Below are 16,117 nucleotides of genomic sequence, written 5' to 3'. Positions count from 1 at the left end.
TGACACGCAGACGGACTATTGCGCGACATTCCCCCCAAGACGGAAGCTTCAGACCAGGAGGCGGCGCGTGGAATTTCGGATGCTGGGACCGCTGGAGGCGTGGCACGACCACACCGCCGTACCGTTGGGGGACCAGCAACAACGCTTCATCCTCGTCGTACTCCTGTTCAACGCGAACAAACCCGTGTCACCCGAACGCATCACCGAGATCGTGTGGCCGGGCAATCCGGAACGCCGGACGCTCGTGCGCGGCTACATCAACAAGCTGCGCAAGTCGTTCGACGGCTCCGACGCGGAGATCGAGCGGACGCCCACCGGGTACGTGCTGCGCGTCGACGAGGACCAGATCGACTCGATCCGGTTCGACCGGCTGCGCGCCCTGGCCGCGCTGGCCCAGCAGGAGAACGACCAGCGCCGCGCGATCGACCTGCTGCGCGAGGCGGTGGCGTTGTGGCGCGGCCGCTTCCTGGAGGACATCGACATCGACAGGGTCGGTGGCGCCGAGGTGTTCATCCCGGCGGAGAGCTACCACGACGCGCTCGGTGACCTGGCCGAACTGGAGCTCGTCACGGGCGACCACCGCTCGGCGCGCGACCGGATGCGCCGCGCGGTCCGCTCCTCCCCCGACCACCAGAAGTACGCCGAGCTCCTCATGCGGGCCCTGATCGCCGACGGCGACGGAGTGGGCGCGATCCGGGTCTTCGACGCCGCCTGCAGCGCGCTCGCCGAGTTCGGCATGGAACCGGGAACGGTGCTGCGCAACCTGGTGGAACGCGCCCGGCGCGGTGAACCGGTCAGCTCGCTGCCCTCGCGTCCCGGCGCGTTCACCGGCAGGTCGGGCGAGCTGGACGTGATCGCCGCGACCGCGTCCGGTTCGGACGAACGGCGCGCCGTGTGGATCAGCGGCCCGCCCGGCGTCGGCAAGTCGAGCCTGGCCGTCGAAGCCGCGCACCGCCTGCGCCACCGGTTCCCCGACGGCCAGCTCCTGGTGCGCCTCAACGGTTTCACACCGAACGTGGCACCGATGTCGGTCTCCGACGCGTTGAACCAGCTGCTCACCGACCTGGGCGTGCCCGCGGAGCAGATCCCCGACACGGTGGGCCGCAAGGCGACGCTCTACCAAACCCACCTCTACGGCACGAGAACGCTGGTCGTGCTGGACAACGCGGAGTCGCCCGAGCAGATCCGGCCGTTGCTGCCGGAGAACCGCGACTGCTTCGCCATCGTCACGAGCCGCAAGATGGGCGAGCCGGACATCAGCGAGCACGTGCGGCTGGCGCCGATGCCGGCGGACGACGCGTCGGCGCTGTTCCAGCGGCTCACCGGCCCGTCGCGCGTGCGCGGGAGGGCGGCGGACGTCGCGGGACTCGTCGCGCGGTGCGGCTACATGCCCGTGTCGATCACCGTCGCGGCGGCGTTGCTGCGCAAGCACGACAGGTGGTCGCTCGACTACCTGCTCGGCCAGCTCGACGACAGCGGGGCGTGGCGGGAGGACGGTGCCGCGATCCACGCCTCCTACCGCCAGCTCGACGCTCACCAGCAGCAGCTCTTCCGGCTGTTCGGGCAGCTGCCGGGACCCGACGTCGACCTCGTCGGCGCCGCCGCGCTCGCGGGCCGTGACATCGCCGCCACCCGCACGCTGCTGCACGACCTGCACGAGGTGTGCCTGCTCGAAGAGGTCGCGCCGGAGCGCTACCAGATGCTGGACTCCGTCAAGGAGTTCGCCGCTCTCGAACCTCGCTCCGCGGAGGCGTTGGAGCGCCTGCTCGACTTCTACCTCGTGACCCTGGCGAACGCCGTGGCCGTCGCGTACCCGTTCGACCGCACCGCCCTGCCGTCCGTCGACCGCGAAAGCCCGCGCGCCCTGCGGTTCGAGGACCAGGACGAGGCGCTGACGTGGCTCACCGCCGAGCGCGACAACCTGATCGCCGCGATCCCGCAGGCCGGCCCCGACCGCGCGTGGCGGCTCGCCTCGTTGATCTGGCGGTACTTCAACACCGCGAACCGGTTCGACGACTGGATCGCCGCCGCCGGCTCCGTGCGTCCGGAGGACGACCACGGCCGTGCGCACGTGCTGTCCCGTCTCGCCACCGCGAACGACCGGCTGGGCAGGCACGACGAGGGACGCCTCCTCGCGGAAGAAGCACTGGAGAACTGGATCCGCCTCGGCGACGTGGCCGGTGAGGCCGCGGCGCTGGCCGCGATCGCGGTCTCCGAGATGCAGCTCGGCCGGCACGACGAGGCGGTGAAGCACTTCGAGGCCGCGCTGGCGAAGTACGAGCAGTGCGAGGACCTGCGCGGCCAGGCGCACGCGTTGAGCTCACTGGGTTACATCCACGAACAGCACGGCAGGTACGACATCGCGGTGGGGCACAACGAAGCCGCCGTGAGGACCCTGCGGCAGATCGGACACCGCCAGGGACTCGCCCACACGCTGAACAACCTCGGCGCGAACCTCCAGAACCTCGGAATGCTCGAAGAGGCCATCCCCCACCACCTGGAGGCGCACGACATCGCGGAGGAGATCGGTGACTCCTGCGTGGCCGCCTACGCGTTGACCAACCTCGCCGACGGTTACCGGCTCGCACGCAGGTTCACCGAGGCGCTGCACCACCACGACCTGGCGGAGACAGCCGCAAGCGGGCTGGCCGACGTCGAGCTCCAGGCGAGCCTCGTCCGCGACCGGGCCGCCACGGAACTGGACCGCGGCAACCTCGGCGCGGCTCTGCGGCTCTTCCAGTTGTTGCTGGGCAGGGCCAAGGACACCGGCAACCGCAGGCAGGAGTCGCGCGGCCAGATCGGTGCCGCACGAACGTTGCACGCCATGAACAGGCACGCGGAAGCCGTGGCGCACTGGGACGCGGCGGAGGCCGTGTACCTGGAGCTCGACCAGCCGGAGGCCGAGGAGGTGCGGCGGGAACGGGCAGCGCTGACGTGCGTGTGCGGTCAGCGGTGAGTGAGCTGTCGTCGCAGATCCGGGTAGACCTCGCGCACGGCACCGTGGTTGTGCCATCGGCCGAGGGTTCTGGAGAGCTGCCGCAGATCGGTCCGCACGGTCGCCGAGTCGACGTGCGCCACGTCGTCCAGGGCTCGGGCGATCGTGCGGCAGCTCTCGTCGACCTCACCCGACAGGGCGAGGGCGAGTGAACGCCGGGTGCGGAAGCGGGCCAGGGTGCGGCGCGACGACGCCGGCACCAGCGTGAGCTGCTCGTCCAGCACGGCCGCGGCCTCGGTGTGGAGCCCGAGGTCGGACAGCGCCCAGCCCCTGGCCAGTTCCAGCGGATCGGGAACGCTCGACCCGAGCACCGGGTACGGGCTGTCCGGCACTGCGGACGGCATCTGGTTGGCAGCGCGGTCGAACGCGCGTTCCGCGGCGGCCCGGTCGCCCGCGAGCGCGTGGCCCTGCGCCTCGCGCCGCACGGCCAGGGCGAGCACGCGCGAGCCCGCCCGGCCGATCCGCTGTGCCTGCCGCGCGAGGGTGATCGTGGCGGACGCGTCCCGGCGGTAGAGCGCCAGACCGGCCTCCCGCGCGAACGCGTGGCTGGTGATGTCCGGATCCCCCGCGGCACGGGAGAGTTCGGACGCGTGCCGGGTCCACCACAGCGCGCCCTGCTCGTCGCCCGCCTCCTGGCACATCCAGCCGGTGTACTCGGCGATGCGCGCGGCGAGCAGGACGAGCCGGGTGCCCACCGGCCCGGAGGTCTCCCGCGCCAGGCCGTACACCGTGCGCTGCAACGCCCGCAGCGGTTCGAGCACCTCCTGTGGACTGGCACGCAATCCCTTGTCCCGCAACCGTTCGAACGAAGTCCGCATCCCGGCGACCACCTCGTCCGCCACCGGCCGCGGGCCACCGGTGAGCGCGCCGACGCCGAGCACCGCTCCGGCCACCAGCACCTGACGCCGGCCCAGCCCCCTGACGTCGCGCGAGGACGGTCCGCGCACGGCGACCTCGACCAGCCTGCTCCTGTTCCACCGGATCAACTCGACCGGAATTCCCGCGGTGACGTGGTGGAGTGACTCACCAACACTCTCGGACACGATTTCCTCCTGCTCCTGCATCCGCCGAAAACATCATTCCGCCGCAATCGCCCCGGCCATTTCTTCGAATGGCCGGGGCGAAGGTGCGTCACGTCATCCGTGCCACGGGTTGCCGTTGCCGTCCTGGGTCTCCGTGGTGGTCGTGGTGGGAGGCGGCGGCGGGGTGTCGTCCGCGTTGGCCGCGACACCACCGGAGAGGGAGGCGGCGACGGCCAGAGCGGTCAGCAGGGTGGCGCCACCGGCGACGAAGGTGGACACGATTTTGGACATGGCGAATCCTCCGAAGGGAGTCGGAATTGATTTCCGGATTTCGCCCGCTTCTTGCGGGCTCCCTTCGAGCATTCGTCTTCGAAAAGCGATAAAAAAGGTGTTTCCCGTTGCCCACCGAGGTGGTCAACACGTCCACTCCTCATCCACTTCTGGTCGACACCGGCCGTGGACACTGCGCGAACCCGGCCGCCGGCCGGTCGTCATCAGGGAGGTTGGAGTGACCGAATCCGCTACCTACGACATCGCCGTGTCGTTCGCCGAGGAGCAGCGCGCCGTCGTCGAAGAGGTGGTCGAGGCGTGCCGTCAGCGCGGCCTGACCGTGTTGGAGAGCAACGACCTGCCCCAGGCGGAAGTGCGCTTCCTCGTGCCGTTCGCGTCCACAGTGGACGAGATCGGGAACGCCCACGAGCACGTGCTGCCGGTGCTGACCGGCGAGCCGCCCACGTCGTCGGACGTGGCGTACCTGCGAGCGGACGAGCACCTCGTCGACACGCTCGTCGCCCGCGTCGAGGCGGCCGAGACCGCGGGCCGCCACCGCGTCCCCGTGGCCGACCTGGCGGCGGCGCTCAAACAGCCGGAACCGGAGACCCCCGAACCGGCGCCCGTCCAGCAGTCGGCCCTGCGCACCCTCGCAGAGCAGTTCGCCGCCGCGCCGCCCGCACTCGCCAGGCGCGGCCTCGCCGGCACGTTGCACCTGGGCGGCACCACGGTCGCGGTGCGCGTCGAACGGGCGAACGACGCCGTCTACGCCCTCGAAGTGCGCGACGACGACATCGTGAACTTCGTCGTGGTGGGCGACTCCCCCGAGCTGTTCTCCACGCTGTGGCAACGGATCGAGGACATGCTGACCGCCACCGCGTAGACGACGACAAGGGCGGCGCCCCCTTCCGGGGACGCCGCCCTTTCTCATCGCCTGGCCCGCTCGACGACCTCCTCCAGCCGCAACGGACTGGGCGGGTGGTGACTCAGGCAGAGCGGAGCCAGCATCCGCCGGAACCCGAACGTGTCACCGGTGACGTAGAACTGCCCGCGCTCCAGCCGCGAGATGTCCGCGACCGAACTCCCCTTGGCCCGCGCCATCTCCGTGGCGGCCGCGATCTGCGCGGGACTGTTCAACCGCCCGAAGAACTGCGTGGTGGCGTTGCCGGTGACCTGGTTGTGCACGCCCTTGGGCGCCTGCGTGGCGAGCACCAGCCCGAGCCCGTACTTGCGTGCCTGCGACGCCAGCAGGATCGTGGTCTGCGTACTCGCCGTCGCCTGCCCGGAAGGCGCGATCGTCTGCGCCTCGTCCATCACCATCAGCCCACCGAGCGGCCGGTCCACAGCGGGATTCCGCTTGATCCAGGCGAACACCTCCAGCTGCAACTGGCTGATGAACCCCTGCCGCTGCTCGTCCGACGGCAACCCGACGAAGCTGATCACCGACACCCGAGCCTTCTTCCCCTGCGAGGGCTCGAACAACACCCCGGGATCCGTGGCCTCCCCGGTCCCCGCGAGCAACGGGTCGTTCACCATCGCGGCCCTCAACGTCTCCGCCAGATCAGCGGCGGTCGAAGTGGCCGAGGACAAGGCGCTCACCCCGTCCGGCAACTCGGCCAACAGGTCCACGAACCCGTTCAGATCCCTTCTTTCCTTGCGCGCGTAGTACTTCAACGCCTCCTTGAGCACAGCCCGCCCACGCACAGCGAACTTCGTCCCGTTGGCGATCCGCGCATGCGGCAACAACCGAGCCACAGCAGCCTCGATGGCCGCACCGAACTCGTCCTCGTCCCCCCGAACCTCGGCGAAGTCGGGCAACGGGTGAAAGCTCAACGGCCGCCCACCGGCCCGCCCGGGCGTCCACACGACGACCTCGGTACCGGCGAAGTACGCGGCAGCGGCCTCCCGATCACCGGGCAACCAGTCCCCAGGCGGCTCGGGCCACGCGTCGCCGAGCCGCGCCAGGTCGTTGTTGGGATCCAGCACGATCGCCGAAACCCCTTGCAGCGCACACTCTTCGACGATCCGCCGCAGCAACACGGTCTTCCCGCTACCGGACCCGGCGAACACGATCGCGTGCTTGCGCAACGACTCCAGCTGGATCCGGATCTCCCCGTCCATCCCGAGCACGATCTCGCCGTCCCGCACGACCGGCGTGGACTGGGGCTTCACCTGCTCGGCCACCGGCGGAGGACGCGTCTCCTGGTGCCGACTCCCGCCCCTCGCCGGATCAGGCAGGATCCTGCGCAGGAACGTGCTGCTGCTGGCCGGTTTCCGCGCCACCAGCCACGCCAGCAACTGGTGCGACTGCGACGCCCACATCTCCTTGAGCGCGATGAACGTGCGCAGGTCGTCATCCGACACGTCAACGCTCTTGCCGCCGCGGCTGACGAACTCCGCGACCTCACCCTTCGTCTTCGCCCCGGTCCAGCCGTCGGAACCCTTGCGGATCAGCACGAGGTGCCGGCCGCGCCCGTCCTCGGCCGCCGCACGTGCGTTGCGGAACTTCCGCAGCACCTTGTTGCCGTGACTGCTGGCGATGAGCCGGAAGACCCAGCGCTCCTCGACGTCCCGCTCCTCGTCCACGGTGTGCCGCAGACTCGCGTGCAGGCTCTTGTCCTTCGCCTCGGGCTCGGGATACCAGGCCAGGTCGTCGTTGCCGATCTCGGTGACCCACGACCGCAGCCCCGCCAGCAACAACGCCGGCATCACGTCGTCCTCGTTCTGCGACCGCACCTCGGCGGCAGCGAGCCCGGCCTTCTCCCGCAACCGCGCGAACTTGGCGTCGAACTCGGCGAGGTGATCCGGCACGGGCCCTGCCTTCGGCGCGACCACGACCACCGGCGCGGGCGCAGCCTCCTCCGGCTCCTGGAACGACCTGAGCTCCCGGATCTCACCGTGCAAACACGCTTCCGCATGCGAGTGAACGCGCTTGAGCAACGTGCGCGGTGTCTGAATCTGCCAATCGGCGCCAAACGCCTCCAAGGCGACCGGCCAGGTCGGGTGAGGAGGAGTGATCCCCTTGCCCTCGTAGATCACTCCCAGCCACTTCTCGACGAGTGCCCTGCCGATCACGGAATCACTGATGGCGCCCAGCACAGGTGTGAGCGTGAACCGGTCCCCGACGGTGTCGCTGGCCGCCTTGCGCAGCTTGACCCATGTGGTGGGCAGGCACGCGACGATCGTCACCGTCCGCCGCGTGATCTCCCGCAGCTGCATCAACCCGTCCGAGATGAGCGCGAGTTCCCGCGCCTCCTCCGGGTCGATCTCGTCCTCGATCGCGTCCTGGGTCTTGTTGACCACGGTGTCCAACTGGTCGATCGCGACCACGCACGGTCCGGTCATCGCAAGCACCCTGGAGATGTCCCGCACCACCTGGCGTGCCGGCTTCGTCTTGGCCGACAACCCCCACTCGCCGCGCTCGCCCTTCTCCTCGTCCAGTCCCTCCAGGTAGTTCCGGCCGATCGCCGAGTGCCGCCGGGACGCGTACAGGACCAGCGCGCGGATCACCTCGTCGCACTCACTGGCGATCCGTGCGTCGACCTTCTGCAGCCCGTCGACGAGAGCGTCCAGGTGCTCGGGCATCAGCGTCGCCTCGCGCACGATGGCCTTGGTGACGTTCTCCGGCAGATCCGCACCACGGCACAGCTCCCGCAGCAGCACGATGAGCTGGAGCTGACCGCTGTCGTCCGTCCTGAGCAGCTCACTGCGCATGGCGTCGGCGACGTCGTCCCAGAACATCGCCGCCGAGCTGACCTCGATCAGGAAGAAGTACCCGCCGACCTCCTGCACCATGCTGCGCACGGTGCCGAGCAGGTGCGTCTTCCCAACACCCTTGCGCCCCTGCAGCACCAGCCCGATGGGGTTGGACCCGGTGCTGTCCCTGGCATCCGCGATCGCCGTTCGGATCCGGTGCTCCGCCCGCGTGTGCAGACCGTCCACATGGGATGGTGAGGTGCGCCAGACGTCGTCGGGGGTCTCGGCGGAGTTGAACCGCAACGCCGCCAGCGCCTCCCGCAGTTGTGCGGTCACGACTCCTCCATCGCCACGAGGTGCAGATCCTCACTGCCGACCCGCAACGCCGAGGCGTGGTCCTCGGCGGTGAGCACCTTGGTGTTGGACTCGGGCGCCAGGTGGACGGTCCCGGTCTTCATCATCTTCACGAGCGTCTCGTCGACCTCGCCCTTGGCCGCGCCGTTCAGCCGGGGGCGGATGCGGGCGAGCCGGATCCAGTCCTGCGGCTCGACCGCCAGTTCCTCGTAGACGGACCGGATCAGCGACTCCAGGTCACGCGCGCTGAAGACCTCGCCCAGAAGTCCTCGCTCGTCGAGGAACCGCAGCACGAACTGCAGGATGTCGCCATGCACCCGGGACAGCGGTCCCGACCGCGCCGGAGCCCCACCTGTCCGCAGGTCGGATCGGCACCAGTCCCGCCCCTTGACGGTGATCTCGTGCACCAAGCGCCTGGCCACCTTCGACGTTTCCAGCAGCCCGTCGGAGTTGAGCCTGTCCCGTTCCTTGGGCTCAAGCCTGATCTTGAACTCGGCCACCATCTCCGTGTTCGGTATCGCCCGGTTCTCCAGCATCAACCGCAGCAGTGCCGCTCGTGCGCTGGGCCCGTACTTCTCCGGCATCACGCCGCCTCTCTCAGTCGGTGAACGCGTTGAGTCGTCGATCGATCCGGGCAAGCAGCTCTCCCACCGCTGCTCGGAGTCCCGGTGGCATCGGAATCTGGGCGCCGTCGCGACGCGCCTTGCTGATCAGCGCGAGATCAGCCGAGTGGTCGAGCAGCAGGTCCACCGCGCCGCTGTCGAGGGCCGCGGTCATGCTGTGGACGGTTTCCTGGACCAGCGCGAACCTGGTGGCGTACGGCATCTCGTCCGGCAGACCGCGCAACGCGGTAGCGGCCGCCACCAGCGCCTCATGATTCGGTTCGTGCGCAGCAGTCCCCTGGATCAGGCCCTGGAGCTGCCGCGCGACCAGTTCCGGGCGCGGGCCGAGCTCCAGGTGCCGCAGGTTGCGCAGGAATCCCGGCAGCTGGTCCTGGTCCGTGTTCTCCGACAGCACGCAGAACAGCTGCCGCTGGCCGCCCTCCGGCCCGATGGCGTGCCGCAGGAAGCGCTCCGCCTCGGTGATCTGCCACCGGCTCGGCTCCTCGTCCACGAGGAGGCACAGGTGCTCGGCCGGCTCGCTGTTCGTCTCGAGGATCCCGGGGTCGCCGGACACCGAGCGCCCCGCTCGCACGCCGAGCGCGTTCAGTTCGGTGATGAGCTCCTCGGTGGCCTTCAGCAGTGTCCGGGGGCTGGACACCAGCAGGTCGAGGTCGTAGTCGCGGTGGTGGTTGCGCGCCGCCGCCACGTAGGCGTCGCGGTTGTCCTCCAGCACGTCGGTCCGGTCGTACCCCTGCGCGACGACCGCGGCGATGGTCTCCAGCGCGTACGAGATCTGGTCTGGGGACGGAACGAGCTCGTCCAGCACCGGCAGCTGCTCGCCGAAGCTCCAGTAGGAGACGTACGGGACCGTGAGGTGCCGCAGCATCAGGTCTTCGGGGACGCTCTTGACGAGCCAGTTCTCGAACAGCGGGGCGACCACCTTGGCGCACTTGCGCTGCCACTGGTCCGCGCGCTCGTACTCGACCCGGTTGTCCAGGCGGGACAGGACGGGGAGCACGGTGTGCCGGGGCCGGTCGTAGGGCATCCGGTCTCGCGCGTCGTCGGCGCGCCGGGTGATGTCCACGACGTCGTCGAGGTTCTGGTCGTTCGCGGTGAAGACGACGACCAGGCGGTCCGGCAGGTGGGCCGTGCAGATGCCCGCGATGTCGGAGATGCCGGTCCTGCTGTCGATCAGCACGAAGTCGTGGTCGGCGGTCCACCGGGCGCGGCACTTCTCGAGGAAGCTCGCGAACCCTCTCTCGTACAGCTCCGCCCAGTCGATCTCCTGCGTGCGCCGCATGTAGGAGCGGTCCATCTTCCCCGCGGCCAGCAACCCCAGCGTGCCGTTACCTCCGACTTCGAGCTTCAGGACATGAGCGGCGGGTTCGTCAGCGCCAGCGAGGAAATCGTGCGCGAGGTCGATCACACCGCCTTTCGGCGCTTCCGGCAGCACCGGCGCGAAGTAGTGGTGCAGTCCAGGGGCTTCCAGGTCCCAGTCGATCGTGAGAACGCGATAACCCCAGCGCGCGAGCAACACGGCGATGTTGGCCATGGTGAAACTGCGCCCGACGCCGCCTTTGTAGGAGTAGAAGGTGATGACGGTCCCGGCCATGGTCAGAACCTCGGTATCTGGGGCGGCGGCAGGAGTGGGGGTTCCGGGGTGTCGACGTCGGGCCAGTCCGGCTGCCACGGGGGCGCCTGCTTGGCCAGCCGGACGAGATCAGCCGCGAGATCGTTCACCCTCGTGTGGAATCGAAGGTATTTCTTGCTCTGCTGATAGACCGGGTCCGGGTGCGCGATGTCCTTGAAATCGACCCACGCCCTTTCCGCCTCCCCCGGAGGAAAGTTCTCGGAGTCGGAGTAGAGGATCGGGTAGATCAACCCCTGGGAGACCTCGGTGCCCGCGAAACCGAGCATCTCCTCCCTGGCCCGCATGCTCCTCTGCTCGGCCATGCACCAGCGCGACTCGTAGTACTGCGGCGTCAGGAGCTGGATCATGATCTTGCTGCGCCGCAGGGAGTCCTGCAGGTTCGACGGCCAGTGCACGGCCCGCTCCATCGTGCGGTCGACGTACACCGTCGGAGTCGGCGCGTACTGATCAGCCAGACATTCCTTGAGCTTGTTCAGGAAGTGGTTGATCAGCCATCTCTGCACACTGCCGTATCGGCAGTAACTGATGAAGAAATCGTACTTGTAGGACACAGCGCACAACGGTAGGTGCGCCACCCCGTTCGATAAAAGACAAAAAAGTGGGCATCTTCAGTCGTTCCGACCAATAATTGGACAGGAACTGGGCGGCCGAACTGCGCCCCGAACAGCGAGAAGCCCCCGATCATGTTCGATCGGGGGCTTCCGCGAGAGTGGACGATACAGGGATTGAACCTGTGACCCCTACCGTGTCAAGGTAGTGCTCTCCCGCTGAGCTAATCGTCCGAGCGGATGACGAGACTCGAACTCGCGACCCTCACCTTGGCAAGGTGATGCGCTACCAACTGCGCTACATCCGCGTTGCGCCTGGTTTCCCGTGGCGCGAGAGGAACTTTATCCGACGGTCCCCGAAGTTCCAAATCGGCTGATCTTGAGCCCTGCCGGCCCCGCGTGACCACTGCCAGGGGCCAACCCTGGACGGCGCCGGAGCGTTGCACTCCCCGGAAAACACTTCGGGGCGGGTTGGTTCGCACTTTCCGCGAACCAACCCGCCCCGAGTCCTACGTGGACGATACAGGGATTGAACCTGTGACCCCTACCGTGTCAAGGTAGTGCTCTCCCGCTGAGCTAATCGTCCGAGGCGGAGACGGGAATCGAACCCGTGTACAGGGCTTTGCAGGCCCTTGCCTAAGCCACTCGGCCACTCCGCCAGGAGCATGACCCCACGACGCGAACGCCGTGAAACCACAGAGCGGATGACGAGACTCGAACTCGCGACCCTCACCTTGGCAAGGTGATGCGCTACCAACTGCGCTACATCCGCGTACATCACTGACTTCGTGATGTTGAAACAAAGCTTATACGAGGGGTTCAAGCGGGTTTCACCGGGGGTGCCCGCATCGCCTTCGCGGGCCCCCTACCTCGGTTTATTCAGCTCAGATCGTTCGAGATGAGGTGCGTGAGCGCCTCGTCCACGTTGACCCAGAGGTGCTCGTTGCCCGGCACCACGACGTCATAGGTGCGGTCGAGGAAGTCGGCGAGCTCCTGGGCGGAAGCCTCGAACATGGCGTGCCCGGACGGCGAGCTCAGCTCGATCACGACGACCTCGGGGTCATCGGCGGCGGGGCGGATCCGGACGTCACCGTCGCCGGCGTCGGCGATGAGACCGTCTGCGAGCAGGTCGCGGGCGTAGACCCACTCGACCCAACCGGCGCGGCCGGTGCGGAACGCGGCGACGACCGCGTACGGGTCCTTCGTGTCGTATCGCAGCTCCACCTGAACCGGGACCGCAGGGGTCCTCGGCGCCAGCAGGTCGAAGACCGCTGTCGAGCGGAGCGTCACGTGATCGTTGCGCATCGTCGTTACCCTCTTCTCCCTTCCCGGTCAATGAAACGACCGAGCACCTCAGTTGTGACGTGCATGTGGCGAGGAACGCTCGCAGAACGGGCGCATATCACCCCATCGGGTCAGCTTGACTGCGTAACGCGACGGTTTGCACGCGCTCCGTGTCCTCCTCGCTCGTTAGCCCGCGTTCAGCGACTCCCATCTTGCTGGGTCTAACCTGAACCCGGTACCGGCTGTTGCGCGAATGTTGGACGTGAGGACATCTCTGGTGGCTGACTCGCCCGGTCCACCCGTCGCGACACGCGACGGTCGGCCGACCGATTTCGAGCTCGTGCAAAGACTCGCACAGGGCGATCGGACGGCGTTCGCTGAGCTGTACGACAGGTACGGCACGCCAGCATATTCGCTGGCCAGGCGCATCTGCGTGGATCCCGAACTGGCCGAGGACGTCGTCCAGGAGGCCTTCCTCGCGCTCTGGCGGCACCCCGCCAGGTTCGACCCCGCCCGCGGGAGTTTCGGCACCTGGTTGATGACTTTGGTGCACCACCGCGCGGTCGACGCCGTACGTAAGGAGAACACTCAGCGTCGCCGAACTGTTCCCCTCACGGACGACGCGTCCCCTCCCGTAGAGGGCTCCGACCACGCGGCGTTGGTCAGCGTGGTGAGCGCGGAGGTCAGAGCGGCGCTCCACACGTTGCCCGAAGAGCAACGCCAGGTGATAGCCCTCGCCTATCTCGGTGGCTACACGCAGTGCGAAGTGGCGAAACTGACAGGCGTACCGCTCGGCACCGTGAAGTCGCGAACCTTCGCGGCGATAAGACGTCTCAGAGGCACGTTGGGGAACTTGTGGGCCGGCGAGACCGGCGAAACGACAGGAGCTCACCGGTGAACGGCGACCTGTGCGCTCAGGAGGAGCTCGCCGTCGGCTGGGCGATGCACTCCTTGGAGCCCGACGAGGAAGCACTGGTCCGCGACCACCTGCCGACCTGCGCCACGTGCAGGAGCACGGTGCAGGCGACGCAGGAGGTGCTGGCGGGCATCGGCGGCGCGGTCCGCCAGGAGCAACCACCACCACGCCTGCGCGCCAGGCTGATGGAACAGATCGAGCACATCCCCCAGGAACCACCCGCGCAGGCACCGCACACCCCGCGCCACGCGGCCCCGACCCCGTTGCGCCCGCGCCACCGCCGCCGCACCGGCCGCGTACTGCTGGCCGCCGCGGCAGCACTCGCCGTCATCGCGGGCGGCGGCTACCTGGGCGTGCGCGTCAACCAGCTCTCGGGCGAGGTGACGGCCGCTCAAACCCGCACGGACGACCTGAACAAGGCCCTCTCCCTGGCCGCGGACCCGTCCACGAACAGGGCGGTCCTGCGCACCAGTACAGGCAACGAGGTGGCCGTGGTCCTCTCGAACCCGACCTCCGCCGCCGTGATGCCGAAGAACCTGAAACCGAACGACTCGGGCCACGTTTACGTAGTTTGGGGTGCGAGCACCACAGCGCCGGTACCGTTGGCGGTGTTCGACGTACGAGCCGGCTCGACCGACCCGCAACTGCTGGCCTGGTCGTCCGACGCGCACAAGCACACGACCTTCGCGGTGTCGCTCGAACCAGGCCGCCAGGCCCCTCCGAAACCCTCGGAGGTGCTGGCAGGCGGTCAGGTTGCACCCGCCTGAATCCACACAGGATGATCGACACATGACGAAGCCCGACGCGAAGCCCGAGGAGCACAAGGGCTGGCGCCACTGGTTCCACCGGAACCCGGCCCTGAACCTGGCGTACCGCATCGGCGTGGGCGTGATCGGCGGCGTGGTCCTGATCGCGGGCATCATCATGATCCCGTACCCCGGCCCGGGCTGGCTGGTCGTCTTCGCGGGCCTGGCCATCCTCGCCACGGAGTTCGAGTGGGCGGGCCGAGTCCTCAAGTTCGCCAAGCGCTACTACGACCGCTGGGTCGAGTGGCTCAAGCGCCAGCCGTCCTGGGTCCGCGGCCTGGTGATGGCGGGCGTCTGCGCCATCGTCCTCGTCACCTGCTACTTCCTCAACGTGTTCGCCCTGGTCGGAGGCTGGTTCGGCGTCGAGTGGACCTGGTTGCAGAGCCCGATTTTTGGTTCTCGTTGATGATGTTGTAGGCTATGGCCACACCGCGAGAGCGGAACAGCAAGACAACAGAACACGGGCGTTTAGCTCAGCGGGAGAGCGCTTCGTTCACACCGAAGAGGTCACTGGTTCGATCCCAGTATCGCCCACACAACCCGAAAGACTCTGACCTGCGAAGGTCAGAGTCTTTCGGGTTTTTTGCATACCGTGAGAACCCTGTCCTGGGGGCCTCGGTAGTAAAAGTGCTAGTAAACCGGCGTCGTTGCACGTCAGGCCAGTCCCTTCTGCTAGGGCGGCAGGAACAGACCAATCACTGCCTCGGCGGCGTCGCGATCAAGGTCCTCGATGTCGGCGGAGTACGTGTCGAGGGTGAACGCCACGGTCGCGTGTCCAAGCAGAGGCTGGCAATCTTCAGGTGCACGCCAGTTCGGAGCGCGATCGTCGCGCAGGTGCGGCGTACGTCATGGAATCGAATCTTCGGCAGCCCGAGGAAATCGACGATCCGGTTGAACTCCTCGGTGATGGTGTCCGGGTAGATCGGCCGACCGTCTTCCCAGCAGAACGCCAGGCCGTGGTCCTGGTAGGAGTCCGCCCCACTCCTCCTTCTCCCTCTCCATTTGTTGGAAGTGGACGGCCAGGGCACCACAGGTGAAGCTGTCCAGCGCCAAGGATCGACGGCTCTTCTGACTTTTACCGGTGCCCTTGAGCGCCTTTCCACCAGCGATCGCCCTCGTGCTCTCGGCCGTACGAACGAGTTCTCTCACCAGATCGAAGGCCGTGAGTTCCACGCCGCACAGCTCTGAACGGCGCACTCCTGTGGAAGCCTCAAGGACCCACAAGGCGTACCAGCGGTGGTGCTGCACGTAGTCGAGGAACACCATCATCTGCTCCGGCGTCCACGTGTTGTGGTTCCGCCTCGGCACCGACAGAGCCTCGACACCGACCTTGTAGCGCCGTACCGCGCGCCGCGCGGCGGCATAAGTCAGGCGACCTCGTCCGCGATCTCCCGCCTCGCCCACGCCGCCTACGTCGAGGCACCACGCGATCCGGACTTGGCGCTGGAGTTCTGCGCGCCGAGTGGCGCGCGAGACCGAACGCCGGAATCCATCGAATTTCAGCCGATTTGTGGTGCGAACGACCGATGTGGTGATCAACAGCATGGGTGTTGACTGCAGGTGGTCCATTCGAACCCGAAGGAGAACACGTGCGTCAGCGCTTGCCCGTCCTGCTCGCTTCCCTGGCCTTGGCCCTCGGCGGCCTAGCCGTCACGGCCGGTCCGGCGTCCGCCGAGAGCTACGGCTACATCAACTGGACCAACAACTGCTCCGGCCCCACGCTCTACTCGATCATCTACGCCAGCGGGACGAGGTCGGGCCGGCTCGTCGTGCAGCAGAGCGACGTCCCTGCAGGCACGAAGCGCAGCCAGAAGGTGCCTTCCGGCTACAAGTACAACGTCACCGCGAACGGCAGCTGGGACACCGTGACCATCCTCAACATCTCCGGCCGGGTGCACACCGTGGCCGTGAAGGCCTGCTGAGCGGCGTTCAGGCGATCTGGGTGGCGTGCCGGCGCGACGAGGGAACCGCGA

14 protein-coding genes and 6 tRNA genes are annotated in these 16,117 nt (G+C 67.9%); 7 read left to right on the top strand and 13 right to left on the bottom strand.

Annotated elements, in window-relative coordinates:
* Positions 1-67 precede the first annotated feature (67 nt).
* Positions 68-2,956 (top strand): tetratricopeptide repeat protein, encoded by a 2,889-nt coding sequence (locus ACFWN2_RS26420; RefSeq protein ID WP_382431693.1) that lies wholly within the window; start codon positions 68-70, stop codon positions 2,954-2,956.
* Here ACFWN2_RS26420 and ACFWN2_RS26415 read toward each other — a convergent pair.
* Positions 2,947-4,038, bottom strand: coding sequence for an XRE family transcriptional regulator (locus ACFWN2_RS26415; RefSeq protein ID WP_382431691.1), 1,092 nt, complete (start codon positions 4,036-4,038; stop codon positions 2,947-2,949). The two genes, ACFWN2_RS26420 and ACFWN2_RS26415, sit on opposite strands and share 10 nt — an antisense overlap.
* A 93-nt stretch (positions 4,039-4,131) precedes the next feature.
* On the bottom strand, positions 4,132-4,308 hold the full coding sequence (locus ACFWN2_RS26410) for a hypothetical protein (protein WP_382431689.1): 177 nt from the start codon (positions 4,306-4,308) through the stop codon (positions 4,132-4,134).
* A 217-nt stretch (positions 4,309-4,525) separates the two neighbouring features.
* Here ACFWN2_RS26410 and ACFWN2_RS26405 point away from each other — a divergent pair, with 217 nt between their 5' ends.
* Positions 4,526-5,170, top strand: a complete 645-nt coding sequence (locus tag ACFWN2_RS26405; RefSeq protein WP_382431687.1) for a hypothetical protein — start codon at positions 4,526-4,528, stop codon at positions 5,168-5,170.
* A gap of 44 nt (positions 5,171-5,214) precedes the next feature.
* On the opposite strand, the gene ACFWN2_RS26400 is transcribed toward ACFWN2_RS26405, so the two are convergent.
* The 10 genes from ACFWN2_RS26400 to ACFWN2_RS26355 all read right to left on the bottom strand — a co-directional run bounded on the left by ACFWN2_RS26400 (position 5,215) and on the right by ACFWN2_RS26355 (position 12,443).
* Positions 5,215-8,319 carry an ATP-binding protein gene (locus ACFWN2_RS26400; protein ID WP_382431685.1) on the bottom strand — a complete coding sequence of 1,035 codons (3,105 nt, stop codon included), beginning with the start codon at positions 8,317-8,319 and terminating at the stop codon, positions 5,215-5,217.
* Positions 8,316-8,921, bottom strand: coding sequence for a hypothetical protein (locus tag ACFWN2_RS26395; RefSeq protein WP_382431786.1), 606 nt, complete (start codon positions 8,919-8,921; stop codon positions 8,316-8,318). Before ACFWN2_RS26395 ends, ACFWN2_RS26400 begins: the two co-directional genes overlap by 4 nt.
* Before the next feature lie 13 nt (positions 8,922-8,934).
* The gene (locus ACFWN2_RS26390) at positions 8,935-10,551 is read right to left on the bottom strand and encodes a tyrosine-protein kinase family protein (RefSeq protein WP_382431683.1); all 1,617 of its coding nucleotides are present in this window, start codon (positions 10,549-10,551) and stop codon (positions 8,935-8,937) included.
* Positions 10,552-10,553: 2 nt separating this feature from the next.
* Entirely contained in the window at positions 10,554-11,141 is a 588-nt protein-coding gene (locus ACFWN2_RS26385) for a TIR domain-containing protein (RefSeq protein WP_382431681.1), read from the bottom strand.
* A 159-nt stretch (positions 11,142-11,300) separates the two neighbouring features.
* Positions 11,301-11,372 (bottom strand) — tRNA-Val (locus ACFWN2_RS26380).
* Position 11,373: 1 nt separating this feature from the next.
* Positions 11,374-11,446, bottom strand: a tRNA-Gly gene (locus tag ACFWN2_RS26375).
* 206 nt (positions 11,447-11,652) lie between these two features.
* A tRNA-Val gene (locus tag ACFWN2_RS26370) sits at positions 11,653-11,724 on the bottom strand.
* 1 nt (position 11,725) lies between these two features.
* Positions 11,726-11,797 (bottom strand) — tRNA-Cys (locus ACFWN2_RS26365).
* Between the two features lie 40 nt (positions 11,798-11,837).
* Positions 11,838-11,910: transfer RNA gene (locus ACFWN2_RS26360), tRNA-Gly, on the bottom strand.
* A 107-nt stretch (positions 11,911-12,017) separates the two neighbouring features.
* Entirely contained in the window at positions 12,018-12,443 is a 426-nt protein-coding gene (locus ACFWN2_RS26355) for an SsgA family sporulation/cell division regulator (protein WP_030477975.1), read from the bottom strand.
* A gap of 256 nt (positions 12,444-12,699) precedes the next feature.
* Between ACFWN2_RS26355 and ACFWN2_RS26350 the strand changes: the two genes are divergently transcribed.
* From ACFWN2_RS26350 to ACFWN2_RS26335, 4 genes are all read left to right on the top strand, one after another.
* Complete coding sequence (locus ACFWN2_RS26350) at positions 12,700-13,320, top strand: RNA polymerase sigma factor (protein WP_382431679.1); 621 nt, start codon at positions 12,700-12,702, stop codon at positions 13,318-13,320.
* Entirely contained in the window at positions 13,317-14,105 is a 789-nt protein-coding gene (locus ACFWN2_RS26345) for an anti-sigma factor domain-containing protein (protein WP_382431677.1), read from the top strand. The genes ACFWN2_RS26350 and ACFWN2_RS26345 overlap by 4 nt, the downstream gene beginning before the upstream one ends.
* A gap of 22 nt (positions 14,106-14,127) precedes the next feature.
* The gene (locus ACFWN2_RS26340) at positions 14,128-14,550 is read left to right on the top strand and encodes a TIGR02611 family protein (protein WP_382431675.1); all 423 of its coding nucleotides are present in this window, start codon (positions 14,128-14,130) and stop codon (positions 14,548-14,550) included.
* Positions 14,551-14,606: 56 nt separating this feature from the next.
* A tRNA-Val gene (locus tag ACFWN2_RS26335) sits at positions 14,607-14,678 on the top strand.
* 312 nt (positions 14,679-14,990) lie between these two features.
* Here ACFWN2_RS26335 and ACFWN2_RS26330 read toward each other — a convergent pair.
* The gene (locus ACFWN2_RS26330) at positions 14,991-15,689 is read right to left on the bottom strand and encodes a hypothetical protein (protein WP_382431673.1); all 699 of its coding nucleotides are present in this window, start codon (positions 15,687-15,689) and stop codon (positions 14,991-14,993) included.
* A 44-nt stretch (positions 15,690-15,733) separates the two neighbouring features.
* Here ACFWN2_RS26330 and ACFWN2_RS26325 point away from each other — a divergent pair, with 44 nt between their 5' ends.
* Positions 15,734-16,066 carry a hypothetical protein gene (locus ACFWN2_RS26325; protein WP_382431671.1) on the top strand — a complete coding sequence of 111 codons (333 nt, stop codon included), beginning with the start codon at positions 15,734-15,736 and terminating at the stop codon, positions 16,064-16,066.
* Positions 16,067-16,117: the final 51 nt, after the last annotated feature.

The organism is Lentzea sp. NPDC058436, from assembly GCF_042721515.1.
In the GTDB taxonomy this organism is placed as follows: Bacteria; Actinomycetota; Actinomycetes; order Mycobacteriales; family Pseudonocardiaceae; genus Lentzea.
The sequence above is the reverse complement of the archived record's forward strand: the minus strand, read 5'-3'. Positions and strand labels throughout refer to the sequence as shown.

What these genes read in the sequence shown, in the direction of transcription:
- ACFWN2_RS26410 (WP_382431689.1), bottom strand. Translation starts at nt 4,308, where the DNA reads ATGTCCAAAATCGTGTCCACCTTCGTCGCCGGTGGCGCCACCCTGCTG.
- ACFWN2_RS26395 (WP_382431786.1), bottom strand. Translation starts at nt 8,921, where the DNA reads ATGCCGGAGAAGTACGGGCCCAGCGCACGAGCGGCACTGCTGCGGTTG.
- ACFWN2_RS26390 (WP_382431683.1), bottom strand. Translation starts at nt 10,551, where the DNA reads ATGGCCGGGACCGTCATCACCTTCTACTCCTACAAAGGCGGCGTCGGG.
- ACFWN2_RS26355 (WP_030477975.1), bottom strand. Translation starts at nt 12,443, where the DNA reads ATGCGCAACGATCACGTGACGCTCCGCTCGACAGCGGTCTTCGACCTG.
- ACFWN2_RS26340 (WP_382431675.1), top strand. Translation starts at nt 14,128, where the DNA reads ATGACGAAGCCCGACGCGAAGCCCGAGGAGCACAAGGGCTGGCGCCAC.
- ACFWN2_RS26330 (WP_382431673.1), bottom strand. Translation starts at nt 15,689, where the DNA reads ATGCTGTTGATCACCACATCGGTCGTTCGCACCACAAATCGGCTGAAA.